Source organism: Candidatus Nitrotoga sp. BS (genome assembly GCF_927797785.1).
Classification (GTDB): Bacteria; Pseudomonadota; Gammaproteobacteria; order Burkholderiales; family Gallionellaceae; genus Nitrotoga.
Genome location: NZ_CAKMLL010000056.1, coordinates 23,256 through 38,110 on the forward strand (window position 1 = coordinate 23,256; position 14,855 = coordinate 38,110).

General features: G+C 47.3%; 11 protein-coding genes and 1 pseudogene. 8 read left to right on the top strand and 4 right to left on the bottom strand.

The genetic code is table 11. The features are described from left to right. Positions 1-239: 239 nt before the first annotated feature. From infB to efp, 7 genes and pseudogenes are all read left to right on the top strand, one after another. Complete coding sequence (infB, locus tag MJ769_RS06100) at positions 240-2,870, top strand: translation initiation factor IF-2 (protein WP_239235239.1); 2,631 nt, start codon at positions 240-242, stop codon at positions 2,868-2,870. After that, positions 2,863-3,210: pseudogene (gene rbfA / locus MJ769_RS06105) on the top strand (30S ribosome-binding factor RbfA); the annotation flags it as partial. The gene infB and the pseudogene rbfA, both read left to right, overlap by 8 nt. Before the next feature lie 112 nt (positions 3,211-3,322). After that, positions 3,323-4,237: a tRNA pseudouridine(55) synthase TruB gene (truB, locus tag MJ769_RS06110; RefSeq protein ID WP_239235241.1), complete on the top strand. Its 915-nt coding sequence runs from the start codon at positions 3,323-3,325 to the stop codon at positions 4,235-4,237. Positions 4,238-4,599: 362 nt separating this feature from the next. Continuing rightward, positions 4,600-4,869 carry a 30S ribosomal protein S15 gene (gene rpsO, locus MJ769_RS06115; protein ID WP_173052917.1) on the top strand — a complete coding sequence of 90 codons (270 nt, stop codon included), beginning with the start codon at positions 4,600-4,602 and terminating at the stop codon, positions 4,867-4,869. A 111-nt stretch (positions 4,870-4,980) separates the two neighbouring features. Then, complete coding sequence (gene pnp, locus MJ769_RS06120) at positions 4,981-7,092, top strand: polyribonucleotide nucleotidyltransferase (protein ID WP_239235243.1); 2,112 nt, start codon at positions 4,981-4,983, stop codon at positions 7,090-7,092. 94 nt (positions 7,093-7,186) lie between these two features. Next, positions 7,187-8,404 carry an elongation factor P maturation arginine rhamnosyltransferase EarP gene (gene earP, locus MJ769_RS06125; protein ID WP_239235245.1) on the top strand — a complete coding sequence of 406 codons (1,218 nt, stop codon included), beginning with the start codon at positions 7,187-7,189 and terminating at the stop codon, positions 8,402-8,404. A gap of 6 nt (positions 8,405-8,410) precedes the next feature. After that, positions 8,411-8,971, top strand: coding sequence for an elongation factor P (gene efp, locus MJ769_RS06130; RefSeq protein ID WP_239235247.1), 561 nt, complete (start codon positions 8,411-8,413; stop codon positions 8,969-8,971). A 182-nt stretch (positions 8,972-9,153) separates the two neighbouring features. Here the strand turns inward: efp and MJ769_RS06135 are convergent, their stop codons facing one another. The 4 genes from MJ769_RS06135 to tsaE form a co-directional block, all read right to left on the bottom strand. Further along, on the bottom strand, positions 9,154-10,878 hold the full coding sequence (locus MJ769_RS06135; RefSeq protein ID WP_239235249.1) for a bifunctional sulfate adenylyltransferase/adenylylsulfate kinase: 1,725 nt from the start codon (positions 10,876-10,878) through the stop codon (positions 9,154-9,156). Next, entirely contained in the window at positions 10,871-11,836 is a 966-nt protein-coding gene (locus tag MJ769_RS06140) for an acetyltransferase (RefSeq protein WP_239235251.1), read from the bottom strand. Before MJ769_RS06140 ends, MJ769_RS06135 begins: the two co-directional genes overlap by 8 nt. A 117-nt stretch (positions 11,837-11,953) precedes the next feature. Then, entirely contained in the window at positions 11,954-13,228 is a 1,275-nt protein-coding gene (locus MJ769_RS06145; RefSeq protein ID WP_239235253.1) for an N-acetylmuramoyl-L-alanine amidase, read from the bottom strand. After that, on the bottom strand, positions 13,204-13,695 hold the full coding sequence (gene tsaE / locus MJ769_RS06150) for a tRNA (adenosine(37)-N6)-threonylcarbamoyltransferase complex ATPase subunit type 1 TsaE (RefSeq protein WP_239235255.1): 492 nt from the start codon (positions 13,693-13,695) through the stop codon (positions 13,204-13,206). Before tsaE ends, MJ769_RS06145 begins: the two co-directional genes overlap by 25 nt. Between tsaE and queG the strand changes: the two genes are divergently transcribed. After that, entirely contained in the window at positions 13,690-14,760 is a 1,071-nt protein-coding gene (queG, locus tag MJ769_RS06155; protein WP_239235257.1) for a tRNA epoxyqueuosine(34) reductase QueG, read from the top strand. The two genes, tsaE and queG, sit on opposite strands and share 6 nt — an antisense overlap. The last annotated feature ends 95 nt before the right edge of the window (positions 14,761-14,855 follow it).

The window sequence follows — 14,855 nt, forward strand, 5'->3', positions numbered from 1 at the left end:
AATTTAGTTATATTGACCAGCGTTACCATAAAAAATTGCATGATTTATATATCCAAGTTTTATTGGATATATAAGCTTCGTATTGGGTCAATGTGGTCATTTATGCATATCCTATAGAACAAAATATTGCCTGGCCAGACTTAACATGAGCGAATTTAATTTATATACTATTTTGGCAAATGGTTTTTGTTGCGTATTGAGTGCTATAAGTCTCAAATTATTGGGGTTAAGGGGTTGTAATGGGAAAAATGAATGTAGCGCAGTTTGCGGGTGAGCTTGGCTTGCCAGTTGAATTGCTGCTAGAACAGCTACAGGCTGCCGGGGTTGCCAGACAGCAGGAATCAGACAGCATATCGGAACAGGATAAGGCGCAGCTACTGGAGCATTTGCATAGTACGCATGGCAGTGGCAGTGCCAATAATAAAAAAATTACATTGACTCGCCGTGAAACCTCAGAGATCAAAAAATCGGACAGTACGGGCAGGGCTCGTACCATTCAGGTTGAAGTGCGCAAGAAGCGCGTAGTTGCTCCAGTCACAGCTGTCCATATAAAACAATCAGTTGCTGATGTAGTAAAGGTTGTCCCCCCAGCGCAAGCAATATCAAAGACTTCAAGGGCGGACATATTGGGCGAGCAAGAAATTGCTCTGCGTAATGAAGAGGCGCGTAATCAGGCAGAATTAGCCTCACGCCAGGCCGCTGAAATCCAAGCCAAGAAAGAACACGCCAAACGCAAAGGGACGCTAGTTGTCGAGCCTGTGGTGCTCCCCATTCAAGAGCCAGAAACCAAGGTGGTTTCAATTCCAGAAGTAGAGGCGGCCTCTGTTGTAAAGCCTGATTTGGCCGAAGGTACATTACATAAGCCTATGCCCAAGCCTGGTGACAAGGTTGCTCGGCCTGCGGCCAAAAAGGGTGTTAAAGCCGCAATCCCAGACAAAGGCAGTCCATGGACTGAGGCTGGTCACAAGAAGCGCACCCCCGCAGTCGTAGAAGCGCGACCTGGCGGCTGGACGGCTGGCCGTGCAAAAGTTAGCCCGCGTCATCACACTAAACATGTCAAACAAGAAGAAACCGCCCAGCATGCTTTTTCCTTGCCGACAGAGCCAGTTGTGCATGAGGTAATGGTGCCAGAAACGATAAGTGTCGCAGAATTGGCGCAGAAAATGTCAATCAAAGCCATCGAAATTATTAAGGCACTAATGAAATTGGGTTCCATGGTGACCATTAATCAGGTGCTGGATCAGGAAACTGCGATGATTGTAGTGGAAGAGTTGGGACATATAGCCAAACCAGCCAAAGCGGATGATCCTGGCGCTTACCTGGCAGAATCTGAAGAGCAAAAAAATGCACCTCTCGAACCGCGCGCTCCGGTAGTTACTGTAATGGGTCACGTTGATCATGGTAAGACATCATTGCTAGATTACATTCGTCGAACCCGTGTAGCCAGCGGCGAGTCGGGCGGCATCACGCAGCATATCGGTGCTTACCATGTAAATACTCCGCGAGGAATGATTACTTTTCTGGATACGCCGGGCCATGAGGCATTTACGGCAATGAGAGCACGCGGCTCAAAAGTGACCGACATAGTGATATTAGTGGTGGCAGCTGACGATGGGGTAATGCCTCAGACCAAAGAGGCAATCAACCATGCAAAAGCAGCCAACGTACCTATCGTGGTAGCAGTGACTAAGATTGATAAAGCCGATGCTAATTCCGAACGTGTAAAACAAGAATTGGTTGCAGAGGGCGTGGTGCCAGAAGACTGGGGTGGTGATACCATGTTTGTTGAAGTATCTGCAAAGAGCGGACTGGGTGTAGACTCCTTGTTGGAAAGTGTGTCATTGCAAGCTGAATTGCTGCAACTCACCGCACCAAAGCTAAGCTTGGCCAAGGGTATTGTGATTGAAGCTAGGTTGGATAAAGGTAAAGGGCCGGTAGCGACTATACTGGTGCAGTCAGGTACTTTGAAGCGAGGTGACGCAGTGCTGGTCGGCGCTGTATCCGGACGTGTTCGCGCCATGCTGGATGAGAATGGCAAGGCAATAAATGAGGCCGGGCCATCGATCCCAGTGGAGATTCAGGGATTATCCGAAGTGCCTATAGCGGGAGAAAGTGTGCTGGTACTTTCAGATGAGAAGAAGGCACGTGAAATTGCTTTGTTCCGTCAAGGCAAGTTCCGTGCTGTGAAACTAGCCAAGCAGCAGGCCGCTACGCTGGAAAATATGTTCGAACAGATGGCTGAGGGCGAAGTGCGTATGCTGCCATTAATTATCAAGACTGATGTGCAGGGATCTTGTGAAGCGATTGCACATGCCTTACAAAAACTATCCACCGATGAGGTGAAAGTTAATCTGATTCACAGTGCTGTTGGTGCGATCAGTGAATCTGACATTAACCTAGCACTGGCTTCTAAGGCCATCGTGATTGGTTTTAATACTCGCGCCGATGTTGCTGCGCGCAAGCTGGCGGAATCTGCTGGCGTAGATGTGCGTTACTACAATGTCATTTACGAAATGGTAGATGTTATTAAAGCGGCTTTGTCAGGTATGCGGGCTCCAGAAAAAAAGGAAGTAATCCTCGGTATGGTGGAAGTACGCCAAGTATTCGTCATCTCAAAGATCGGCACCGTGGTCGGTTGCTACGTGACCAATGGCATAATCAAGCGTAATGCGCAGGTGCGAGTGTTGCGTGGCAACGTGGTTATTCATGCTGGCGAACTGGATTCGTTGAAACGCTTCAAGGATGACGTCAAGGAGGTGCGATCAAATTTTGAGTGCGGTTTGTCGTTGCGTAATTTTAATGACCTTGAAGTGGGCGATCAGGTTGAAGCATTTGAAATAATTGAAGTGGCACGTCCTCTAAATGCCTAAAGGCTACACTAGAACAGACAGAATTGCTGGACAGATTCAGCGCGAAGTGGCTCAGTTGTTGCGCCTGGGTGTGAGAGATCCTCGAGTGCGTATGATCACCCTAACAGGAGTTGAGGTGACCAAGGACTATTCTCACGCCAAGTTGTTTTACACTGCCCTGGACGGAGGAAACGCTGCAGTGCAGCAAGGTTTGGAACGTGCTAGTGGTTATCTACGTAGTCAACTCGCACATGCGATGAAACTGCGCATCATGCCGCAACTGCATTTTATTTACGATCCGTCGATTGAACGTGGCGCGCATTTGTCGCAATTAATTGATCAAGCTGTTGCCAGCGACAAAACATCTCACAGCCCTTCCATAGCTCCTTTGGATTTCTTGTCAAAAGAGGGAGCAGATGACCACTCACTTCCTGCTGATAATGTGGTAAAGAAGGATGCTTCGAGAAGCTAATATGAACCGTATAAAGCGTCCGTTAGATGGTGTTCTGTTATTCGACAAACCTCTAGGACTTAGTTCCAATCTCGCTTTGCAAAAGGTGCGCCGCCTGTTTCAAGCAGAGAAGGCGGGTCATACCGGTACGCTGGACCCTCTGGCGACTGGATTGCTACCTGTTTGTTTTGGTGAGGCAACTAAGTTCACCAGTTCGCTGCTGGAGGCTGATAAAACATATTGCGCATTGATTCGGCTTGGGCAAACGACTGCCACGGGAGATGCCGAGGGCGAAATCACCAGTACCTGTGCTGTAGAGCTGGATGAAGCAGAGGTACGTTCGGTATTAAGTAAATTTATCGGTGTAATTCAGCAGATACCGCCTATGCATAGCGCTATCAAACATCAAGGGAAGCCACTATATGAGTACATTCGTAAGGGTGAAACTGTAATACGTGCAAGCCGTAGTGTGATCATACACGAACTGGTGCTGGAGCGTTTCGCTGGTAACGAGATGGAGATTACAGTGCGTTGCAGCAAGGGTACTTACGTGCGTACGCTAGCCGAGGATATTGGATCGACTTTGGGGTGTGGTGCACACCTGCAAGGATTACGCCGCACAGCTATTGGCCGATTTTGTCTTGAAGGTGCGCATAACTTGGCTCAGGTGGAGTCGGTAACTATGCTAGAACGAGAGGCATACATTTTGCCGTTAGATAGCTTGCTGCGAGAGCTACCTGTGCTTGATTTGGATGCGGCGCAAGTGACCCGCATTGCTCAGGGACAGCGGTTCGTCATTGATACAGCGATGCTGGACGGCAAAGTTCGATTATATGGAGCAGGGCGTTTCATCGGAGTGGCCGATCTGCTGGAACAACGGCTGACCCCTGTAAGATTATTGTCCAGTGTGGCGAAAAGTGCTGCTTACGTAGTATAAGTTTCTGTTCTATTTTTAAAGTGCTTCTGATATGAAGTGCTAAAGAAAATTAATCTGAGCGGGGAGCTTGCGAAGCTACATTGATGAATTTTATGCTTTAAAGTTAGGATTGTAAAAGTGGGGTACTTAATGTGTTAGTGGGATACTTAATGAGCAAATGATGCCTACACTAGTTTAATGCCAGATAGATCGAAACTTTGCATATTAACTGTTTCAAAAATAGGCAAAGATTCGCATTAATTTATGAAGCTGTCGGACTAGTTAACGTAATATTGGATTACGTTCTTGTCCGAATAGACTTGAGCAACCGCCGCATTCGAGAGTAAAATGCGGCACTTTTTATTTAGTGGAGTGTGAATAATATGTCTATTACGGCAGCGCAAAAAGCGCAAATTGTGACTGATTACCAACGCATCAAAGGTGATACTGGATCACCAGAAGTACAAGTTGCATTGATGACTGCTCGTATTAATTACTTGACTGGTCATTTTAAGGAGCACATAAAGGATCACCATTCTCGTCGCGGTTTACTGCGATTGGTGAGTCGTCGCCGCAAGCTCTTGGATTACCTTAAGGGCAAAAATGAGGGCAGCTACCGAGCATTGATTCAGCGTTTGGAGTTGCGCAAGTAATAATACCGAGTGGGTCGCAGATGCGGCCCGTGTTGTTTTTGTTGAATTTATCCCGATTATAGCTTTACCCCATGGCGCAATAGCGCCACGTCATGCACAGAGAGGCGCACTTTGAGTCACTACAAGAAAACATTAGCGTATGGCAATCATCAACTCACCTTGGAAACTGGGGAAATCGCACGTCAGGCAAGCGGAGCAGTCGTGGTCAGCCTGGACGATACGGTTGTTCTGGTAACCGTGGTAGGCAGGAAAGATGCCAAACCGGAACAGGATTTCTTCCCATTGACTGTGGATTATCAGGAACGTACCTATGCTGCAGGCAAGATTCCAGGCGGTTTCTTCCGACGTGAAGGGCGTCCTAGCGAAAAGGAAGTCTTGACATCTCGTTTGATCGATCGCCCGTTACGCCCGCTGTTCCCGGAAGGTTTTTATAATGAAGTGCAAATCGTTGCTACGGTGATGTCTTCCGATGACCAGATTGACTCTGATATTCCTGCCTTGATTGGTGCCTCTGCTGCCTTGGCGCTGTCCGGTATTCCGTTTGATGGCCCTATAGGTGCGGCGCGCGTTGGTTACCTAAATGGTGAATATGCACTTAACCCGACCGCAGAGGAACTTACTCTCTCCAAGATGAATCTGGTAGTCGCTGGTACGGAACAGGCGGTTTTGATGGTGGAATCAGAAGCACAAGAATTGTCTGAAGAAGTGATGCTAGGCGCGGTAATGTTTGGCCACCAGCAGATGCAGGCAGTGATTCAGGCAATAATCGAAATGGCGGATGTAGTCGGTGCACCAGATTGGGATTGGAATGCGCCTGTGCATGATATTCCGTTGAGCTCTAAAATTGCCGAACTGGCCGAAAGTGATTTGCAGCAAGCTTATGCTATTCGCGAAAAACAGTCACGCACCAATCAAGTGGACGCGATTCGCGCACGAGTTCTGGACACCATGTCCGCATCTGAAAATGGTTCGGTGCCGAAAAATCATCTTAATGATTTGTTTCAAGCACTGGAATCTAAGATTGTACGCGGCCAGATACTAAGCGGTGAACCTCGGATCGACGGGCGTGACACACGTACCGTGCGTCCGATTGCAATACGCACTGGCGTATTACCTCGCACGCATGGTTCAGCGCTGTTTACCCGTGGCGAAACTCAGGCACTGGTAGTGGCCACTTTAGGCACTGCGCGCGATGCGCAGAAAATTGATGCTTTGCAAGGTGAATATTTGGATCGCTTCATGCTTCACTACAATTTCCCTCCATATTCTACCGGTGAAACAGGTCGCGTTGGTACACCAAAGCGACGTGAAATTGGACATGGTCGTTTAGCCAAGCGTGCCCTGGTTGCATCGTTGCCGAGTGAGGAAGAGTTCGGTTATTCCATACGCGTGGTTTCTGAAATCACCGAGTCGAATGGATCTAGCTCAATGGCATCAGTATGTGGTGGTTGTTTGGCGATGATGGATGCCGGTGTACCTGTTAAGACTCATGTGGCAGGTATTGCCATGGGTTTGATTAAAGAGGGCAATCGCTTTGCTGTACTGACCGACATTCTTGGCGACGAAGATCATCTGGGTGACATGGATTTTAAGGTTGCAGGGTCAGAGCAGGGAATTACTGCACTACAAATGGACATCAAGATCAATGGGATAACGAGTGAAATTATGCAAGTAGCCTTGAGTCAAGCACGAGAAGGGCGCATGCATATTTTGGGTATTATGAAGCAGGCCATGCCTACAGTACGTGAAGAAGTGTCGGCTCATGCGCCACGCATGATTAAACTTAAGATCAACCCTGAGAAAATCCGTGATGTGATTGGCAAGGGCGGCGCTGTGATACGCGCGTTAACTGAGGAAACTGGTACTACTATCGATATTGACGATGAAGGTAATGTAACCATCGCCAGTATTAGTGGTGAAGGGGGAATGTTAGCAAAAAAACGTATTGAAGATATTGTAGCGGAAGTTGAGGTAGGAAAAATTTATGAAGGCTCGGTCGTAAAGCTGTTGGATTTTGGCGCGATCGTAAATATCATGCCTGGAAAAGATGGTTTGCTTCACATCTCGCAAATTTCAAACGAGCGCGTTAATATTGTATCGGATATTCTGAAAGAAGGTCAGATTGTAAAAGTCAAGGTGCTTGAAGCAGATGAGAAAGGTCGCTTACGCTTAAGCATGAAGGCTCTTATTGTGTCAGAGCCTGAAGCGCCTGTTGCAGAGTAAAGGTTGAAAATTTGGTGTAATAAAAAAGCCCCTTGGTATGGGGCTTTTTTATTTATAAAATAAAAATGCATTGTAAATGCACTTGGTGAATGGGATGAATAAACCGATTACCTGCGATATTTTTTGCGCCGTGATAGACAATTTTGGCGACATTGGCGTTTGCTGGCGTCTGTCTAAACAACTGGCGCACGAGCATGGGATGATAGTGCGACTATGGGTGGACGATTTGTTAAGCTTTCGCAGGCTGCAGCCGACAATCTCTTCAGATATGCTAATACAGTATTGTTTTGGCGTGGAAATCAGGCATTGGAGTTCAGCATATTTAGAGCTTCCCCTGTCAAATATTGAGCCGGCGCAACTGGTAATTGAGGCGTTCGCATGTCAATTGCCAGAGCACTACGTGGTAAGGATGGTGGCGCTAGAGCGCAAATCGATCTGGATTAACCTAGAATACCTCAGTGCGGAAGAGTGGGTAGCTGGCTGTCATTGCCTACCTTCCCCCCATCCTTCTTTACCCCTTAGTAAATATTTCTTTTTCCCAGGGTTTACCCCGCAAACTGGTGGAATACTGCTGGAGCGAGATATCATTGCACGACGCGATGCATTTCAGAGCGAGCTGCACTCGCAGGCTGCATTTTGGCGGGCACTTGGTGTGCCAATACCTAAGCCAGGCGAACTGCGCGTGTCGTTATTTTGCTACGAAAACAGCTCACTGCCGGAATTATTTTCTACTTGGGCAAAGTCTAATATCCCAATGCTGTGTTTAGTACCGGAAGCCGGTGCGTTGTCCCAGGTTGCATCCTTTTTCGGGCGGGAACTTGTTGATGCGGGCGACATATTACAGTACGGTAATTTGGAAATTCGTGTTTTGCCGTTTATCGAGCAAGAGCGTTATGACGAACTGTTGTGGATCTGCGATATTAACTTTGTGCGAGGAGAAGATTCATGCGTGCGCGCGCAATTGGCAGGAAAGCCATTTGTTTGGCATATCTACCCGCAACAGGATAATGCGCATGTCAATAAACTAAGCGCTTTCATGGAGTTGTATTGTGCCGGGCTGGAGTCTGAGGTAGCACAAGCATTAAATAGGTTGTGGAAAGGATGGAACATTGGAATAAACGAAGGCCAAGCAATCTCGACAAACTCAAAAATCGCTTGGAACGAATATTTGGTTCATACAGCTTCATTGCAAAGGCATGCGCGCGAATGGTCGCAATATTTATCCGGCAATAGCCTCATTTTGAATTTGCTGAATTTTATTCAAAAAATTGATAGAATGCGCAGCTTGGAATGTAAATCAGATTTAAGGTAAGCAGACATGAAAATAGCACAAGAACTGCGGGTAGGTAATGTCGTCATGGTCGGCAGTGACCCCATGGTGGTTTTAAAGGCTGAATATACCCGCTCTGGCCGTAATGGTTCGGTAGTCAAAATGAAATTCAAAAACTTGTTGACAGATGCGCCAAGCGAGACAATCTACAGGGCAGACGACAAATTTGAAATAGTTTTGCTTGATCGAAAGGATGCCACTTATTCCTATTTCGCCGATCCTATGTATGTGTTCATGGATGCTGATTACAATCAGTATGAAGTAGAAAAAGAAAACTTGGGTGAATCGCTCAACTACCTTGAAGACGGTATGGCCTGTGAGATGGTTTTTTATAACGAAAAAGCTATTTCGGTTGATCTGCCAAATACTGTAGTACGCGAAATTATCTACACCGAACCGGCAGCGCGTGGCGATACCTCCGGCAAAGTAATGAAGCCTGCCAAAATTGGTTCTGGCACAGAGTTACAGGTGGCCGCATTTTGCGAAATTGGTGATCAAATCGAAATTGATACACGCACTGGTGAATTTAAGCGTCGTGTAAATGCTTGATGATCTTAAGAGAAACTCAAGTCACTGCTAAAAGTCTGTCAATATCTCTGGCCTAATGAACTGCCGTTGCGATCAAGAAGGTTAAGCAGTGTCGCATGTTCCCTTAAGACCCAAGAAATGTGTTTGAGAAAGTAGCAGGACAAAAAATATATGGGTTATAAAAATCATATATGGTTCTTACATTAACGCACGTATCCTTCGCGTTCTAGTTTGAGCAAGATTTGTTGCACCGCCTCTTCCACGCTAATATTTGTGGTGTCAATTACTAGTTCTGGTTTTTCCGGAGTTTCATAGGGATCACTGATGCCGGTGAATTCCTTAACAATGCCAGCCCGAGCTTTAGCGTAAAGTCCTTTTCGATCACGACCTTCGCATACTTGCAGCGGCGTCGCCACGTAAATTTCGAAAAAACCGCCTAATGGTTCGATCATGATCCGTACGTCTCGGCGCGTGGCATAATAAGGCGCTATCGGCGCGCAAATCGCGATACCATGGTTCTTGGTTATTTCGGAAGCTACGAAACCGATTCTCCGTACGTTGATATCGCGATGCTCACGCGAGAAGCCTAATTCGCTGGAAAGATGTTTGCGCATGATATCGCCATCCAGCAATGTGACTTGACGGCCTCCCATTTCCAGTAATTTGGTCATAAGAACTTTGGCCAAAGTTGATTTTCCGGCGCCAGACAAGCCAGTAAAAAATATCGTAAGGCCCTGTTTGTCGCGGGCTGGATAGGCTACACGTAATTCATTCAGAACTTCTGGATAAGAAAACCACTCAGGAACTGGAAGCCCTTCCGTTAGGCGACGTTTTAATTCCGTATCGGTCAAACTAGTGCTATGTGCTCCTTCAGGCACTTCTTCAAGAGGTAGATATTTTGCCCGTTCTTCTACGTAAACCATGCGGGGAAAGGGAATCAATTCTATGCCTATAGCGTTGCGCTTCGCTGCATTGGTGGGCAAACAGTATTCCTGAAACAAATCTATGCCGCGTCGGGTACCCTCATTTTCCGTATATTCGCCGCCAACAATTAAATGAGAACAGCCATAATTACGTTGCACAATAGCTTGCCAAAAGACTTCTCGTAAGCCGGATCCGCGAGGGTATAAAGGAAGTAAGGAGATGGTCGTAGTCGTGGAAGAAAAACGCGGCATGATTGCCTGATAGCAACGAATCAGAGTGAAGTAATCGAGATGATCAGATTTTGCGTTACCGATGACAGGGTGGATTAACAAATTGGCTTCATAGGCCATGGCAGAACGCAGCGTTAATTCATATTGAGCACGATGTAATGGTTGATGTGCCTGAAAAGCAATGATACGGCGCCAGCCGCGCCGCGCGAAAGAATTGCGCAATTCTTCCGGTGTAAGGTGGAGTGTCGGGTAGTCGTGGCGTAAGGGCAAGGATAACCCCTCAAGACGCCCAGAAACAGCATACTGGCCTTTTTGCTGCAAAAGATGCGCGACACCAGGATGAGCGGGATCGTCAGAATTGAATAAAACTTGTGCTTCCACTGTTCTGTCAGGCTGCCAAAGCTCTTCCACTGTGATCACGGCCAGCATAAAGCCTTCTGGATCGCGTAACGCAAGGTGGCTTCCGGGTACAAGTTGTTGGGCAACTGATAAATCTGGAATATCCAGAGTAATGGGCATAGGCCAAAAGGTGCCATCAGCGAGGCACATGTCATTCAGAACGCTGTTGTAGTCGGCCTGGTTCATGAAGCCGCGTAATGGAGAGAATCCCCCGTTAAGCAGCAACTCCAAGTCTGATAATTGTCGCTGGTTAAGATCCAGAGATGGAAAATCTATGGCTTCACGGCATAAAATTTCCGCACGCTTTTGGTCGACATTCAGATTGATGAGGTCACCACCATATGGTGTGATTAATTTATCTATTACGTTAGGCATCGTGATTGAATGTTGAGTTGAATATTTGATTGAACCGGCCAAATTGATCTTCAGGCAGGCAATTAATGCCGGCTGCCCCTTTTCTTCCTCCGCCCGTTTCAAATTGCTCGCACACTTTATCGGCTCCGCTTTTTGTAGCCAATGGTGCGCGCACGCTGACTACGAACCCTCCATTGGTGCGTTTAGTTAAAATAGCATGGGCTTTTAAAGGAAAAGCAGTGGCCAGGAGATTCCCGAATACGCCAGAAATGCGTCGACTCCATGGTGCATCGGGAAGAAAGTAAATCGCCCCGGTGGTACTTTCCACTTCTGGTTTTAGTTTTTGGGCGAGTGCAATATCTTCAATATAGCCATTTTTCAAAGTTTCAAAGGTTGGCTCTTCATGGATAAAGGTAAATGGGTCGCGATGGTTGTGCATGACTTGATAAAGTTCAGCTGGATGAAAATATAAATCTTGTAATGATTCACCATAAGCATTGTAGTTGATGCATTCCCCCAATTCTTTCAACGCATCTAGCTGGGTAGAGGTAAGTTGCAGAGTTTTTGATGTGTGAATAGCGCTTTCAAGCATGTTGTCACCAAATGCGGCGACCACTGCCCAGATTGAAAATTGTCCGTTCAGGTAATTGTTAACCAGCAAACTAGTGCAGATGTTGGGGCAAGTGTTGATAAAAGTGGTTAGTTGAGGATGAACGGGAATGTCGCCAGAGGTATGATGATCAAAATATTGCACTTGCGCTCCACGCTCCAATGCTAGCATTAGCGCCTCCCGATTTTTGCTCATGGCAATGTCCAAAACGGTAATTTGGTCACCGACTTCAGCCAGTACTTGTGCCAGCAATGAAATGTCCCGCTTTACGCCCGTGACGAGAACGCTTTTAGCCGGATCAGCGAGACGAAGTTGATGCAAGGAACAAATACCGTCCGCATCCCCGTTAAATATATCGTAAATTGTCACATTGCTCGCTATCGTTATGTTTTATCTATCAGATAAATAGAGTTTGTATGGGTTGACGATTGTCGCTCAATATACAAATAGTGAGTTATTTATCACGCAAATTTATGGAAGCTTGAGTTACATGGAAATTAACTTATTCTGCACTAAACGGGGTTTCGAAAGCGCGGGTTTTGTCGCGAAATAGCCTTTGATACCACTGAGAATGGCGCGTGCCATTTCTCCCTGATAGCCCTTGTCATTCAGGCGAAGCTCTTCGCTGGGATTGCTGATGAAAGCGGTTTCAATCAATATCGAGGGAATATCCGGTGATTTCAGCACGGCGAAACCAGCTTGTTGAACAGAGCTGCCATGCAATTTATTGATGTTGCCCACCTCTCCTAGTACATGCTGGGCAAGCTTCATGCTGTCGCTAATGGTGGCTGTTTGTGAAAGGTCAAGCAGTGTGCGTGCGAGATCAGGGTCTTTTGCGGCGAGATTCACGCCGCCAATTAGATCAGCCTCATTTTCTTTTTTTGCTAGCCAGCGTGCGCTGGCGCTAGTAGCACCGCGTTTGGACAGAGCGAATACTGAGGAACCGCGTACATGGGGTTTAATGAAAGCGTCGGCATGGATAGAGATAAGCAAGTCGGCGTGCACTTGACGTGCTTTCTGTACACGCCCGTTCAGCGAAATGAAATAGTCGCCGTCGCGAATTAATACGCCACTCATACCTTCGGTCTCATCCATCAGCTCCTTCAGTTTGCGTGCGATGGCCAGCGTGACGGTTTTTTCGTGTGTGTCACGGTATCCTATCGCACCCGAGTCTTCGCCGCCATGTCCGGCGTCGATAGCAACGATGAGAGTACGTGCTGTCACCTCAGGTTGCCGACTCGATTTGGAGTTTGATTCAGTTTGTTGACGTAACTGACTTACGGTGGCTGGGTCAGATTCCAGCGTGCGAATTACTGGTTTTTCCTGTAATAGCGCCATCATCGGATCAAAGGGAATGGCGGGGTAGATATCAAGAACCATACGATGGCTGTATTTTGCCACCGGCATAAGGTTGAATAATTGCGGCTTAACTTGGGATTTAAGGTCGAACACCAAGCGTGCTATGCCAGGTTTGAAGCGAGCCACGCGTACACTCTTTATGTAAGGATCGTCGCTGTGAACGTTACTGGCGAGCTCATTTAGAATGCCATTTATTTCGACACCTTTCAGATCAATTACCAGTCGATCAGGGTTTTCAAGGGTAAATTGTTCATAGTGGATCGGTTTGTTTGATTCCAGCGTTACGCGAGTGTATTCAGGTGCTGGCCAAACGCGGGCAGCACTGATGGTGATAGCTGCCTGTGCGTGGGGAAGCCACAGCAAAAGGCAAAATACAACTAACTTTGCAGTGTTTCTAAGCATTCCTTACCCATCTGTGAAATTGCACGAACTTCAATATTGCGACCATTACACATTGTTTCAGTAGATAAAATTTTGATTGTAATTTCCATATCTGCCTGTGGCAGAAGGTCTTGCGCTTTTTCTGGCCACTCCACAAGGTGTACATTCCGCCCGTCAAATTCATCGCGGAAGCCAGCATCATCCCACTCATCCGCGTCGTGGAAGCGGTAGAGATCAAAGTGGCACAAGTGTAACCCACCCGCTTGATACAGCTCAAGTAAAGTATAAGTCGGGCTTTTTACCCGTCCAATATAGCCCATCGCATGCAGCAATGCACGAACAAAAGTGGTTTTGCCGACGCCTAAATCGCCGTGCAGATAAATAACCATGCCAGGCTTTATTCCCGGTGCCAAGCGTGCCGCAAAAGCAACGGTAGCGACTTCATCGTCCAGCGGCAGGCTTATTCGGCTATTATTCTGATTATGCAAATCGAAACACCTCAAATTGTGGATTACACCGCACTGGCCACCAAAATAAAGGAATGGGCTAGGGCACTGGGATTTCAGGCAGTAGGTATTGCTGATATAAACCTTCATGATGCCGAGGAGCGCTTGCTGGAGTGGATCGCGCGAGGCTTCCATGGCGAGATGGATTATATGGCAAAACATGGCGTTAAACGCAGCCGTCCGGCGGTATTAATTCCGGGAACACTGCGTGTCATCTCTGTACGTATGGACTATTATCCGCCCAGTGTAAAAGATTCTTGGGAGGTAATGGAGGATGGTAGCCGCGCTTTCATTTCACGCTATGCCTTGGGACGCGACTACCACAAAGTATTGCGCAACCGATTGGAAAAACTGGCAAAAAAAATCCGAACTGAGGTAAGTGGTTTCAGCTATCGCGTATTCACCGACAGCGCGCCAGTCATGGAAGTTGAGTTGGCATATAAAGCTCGGCTGGGCTGGCGTGGCAAACACACGCTGCTGCTGTCGCGCGACCATGGTTCGTGGTTTTTTCTGGGCGAGCTCTACACCGATCTGCCGCTTCCCATTGATAAGCCAGAATCGGATCATTGCGGCACCTGCATGGCGTGCATTCAAGTGTGTCCTACGCAGGCCATCATCGCGCCCTACAAGCTGGATGCACGGCGCTGCATTTCCTACCTGACTATCGAGCTTAAAAATAGTATTCCTGTGGAGTTACGCCCGCTTATCGGCAATCGCATCTATGGTTGCGACGATTGTCAATTGGTGTGTCCATGGAACCGTTTTGCGCATAAAAGTCTCGAACCGGATTTCGCTGCAAGACATGGATTGGATGATGTCGCATTAACCGAATTATTTGGATGGAACGAGGAAACGTTCCATCAGAAATTTTCTGGCAGTGCTATTTACCGCATCGGTCATGAGCAATGGTTGCGCAACATCGCTGTGGCGCTAGGTAATGCACCCAACAGCGTTAAAGTTCTGGCCGCGCTGCAAGCGCGTGCTCAAGATGCATCTCCGTTAGTGCGCGAGCATGTGGCGTGGGCACTTGAACGGCAAGGTAGCTGACCATTTGTTAGCTCAAATAATCCATTAAAGCACTTCTATAAATCCCGTTAAGCCTCACCGGAACATCATCTGAAAATGAAATTTGTTGACGGCGG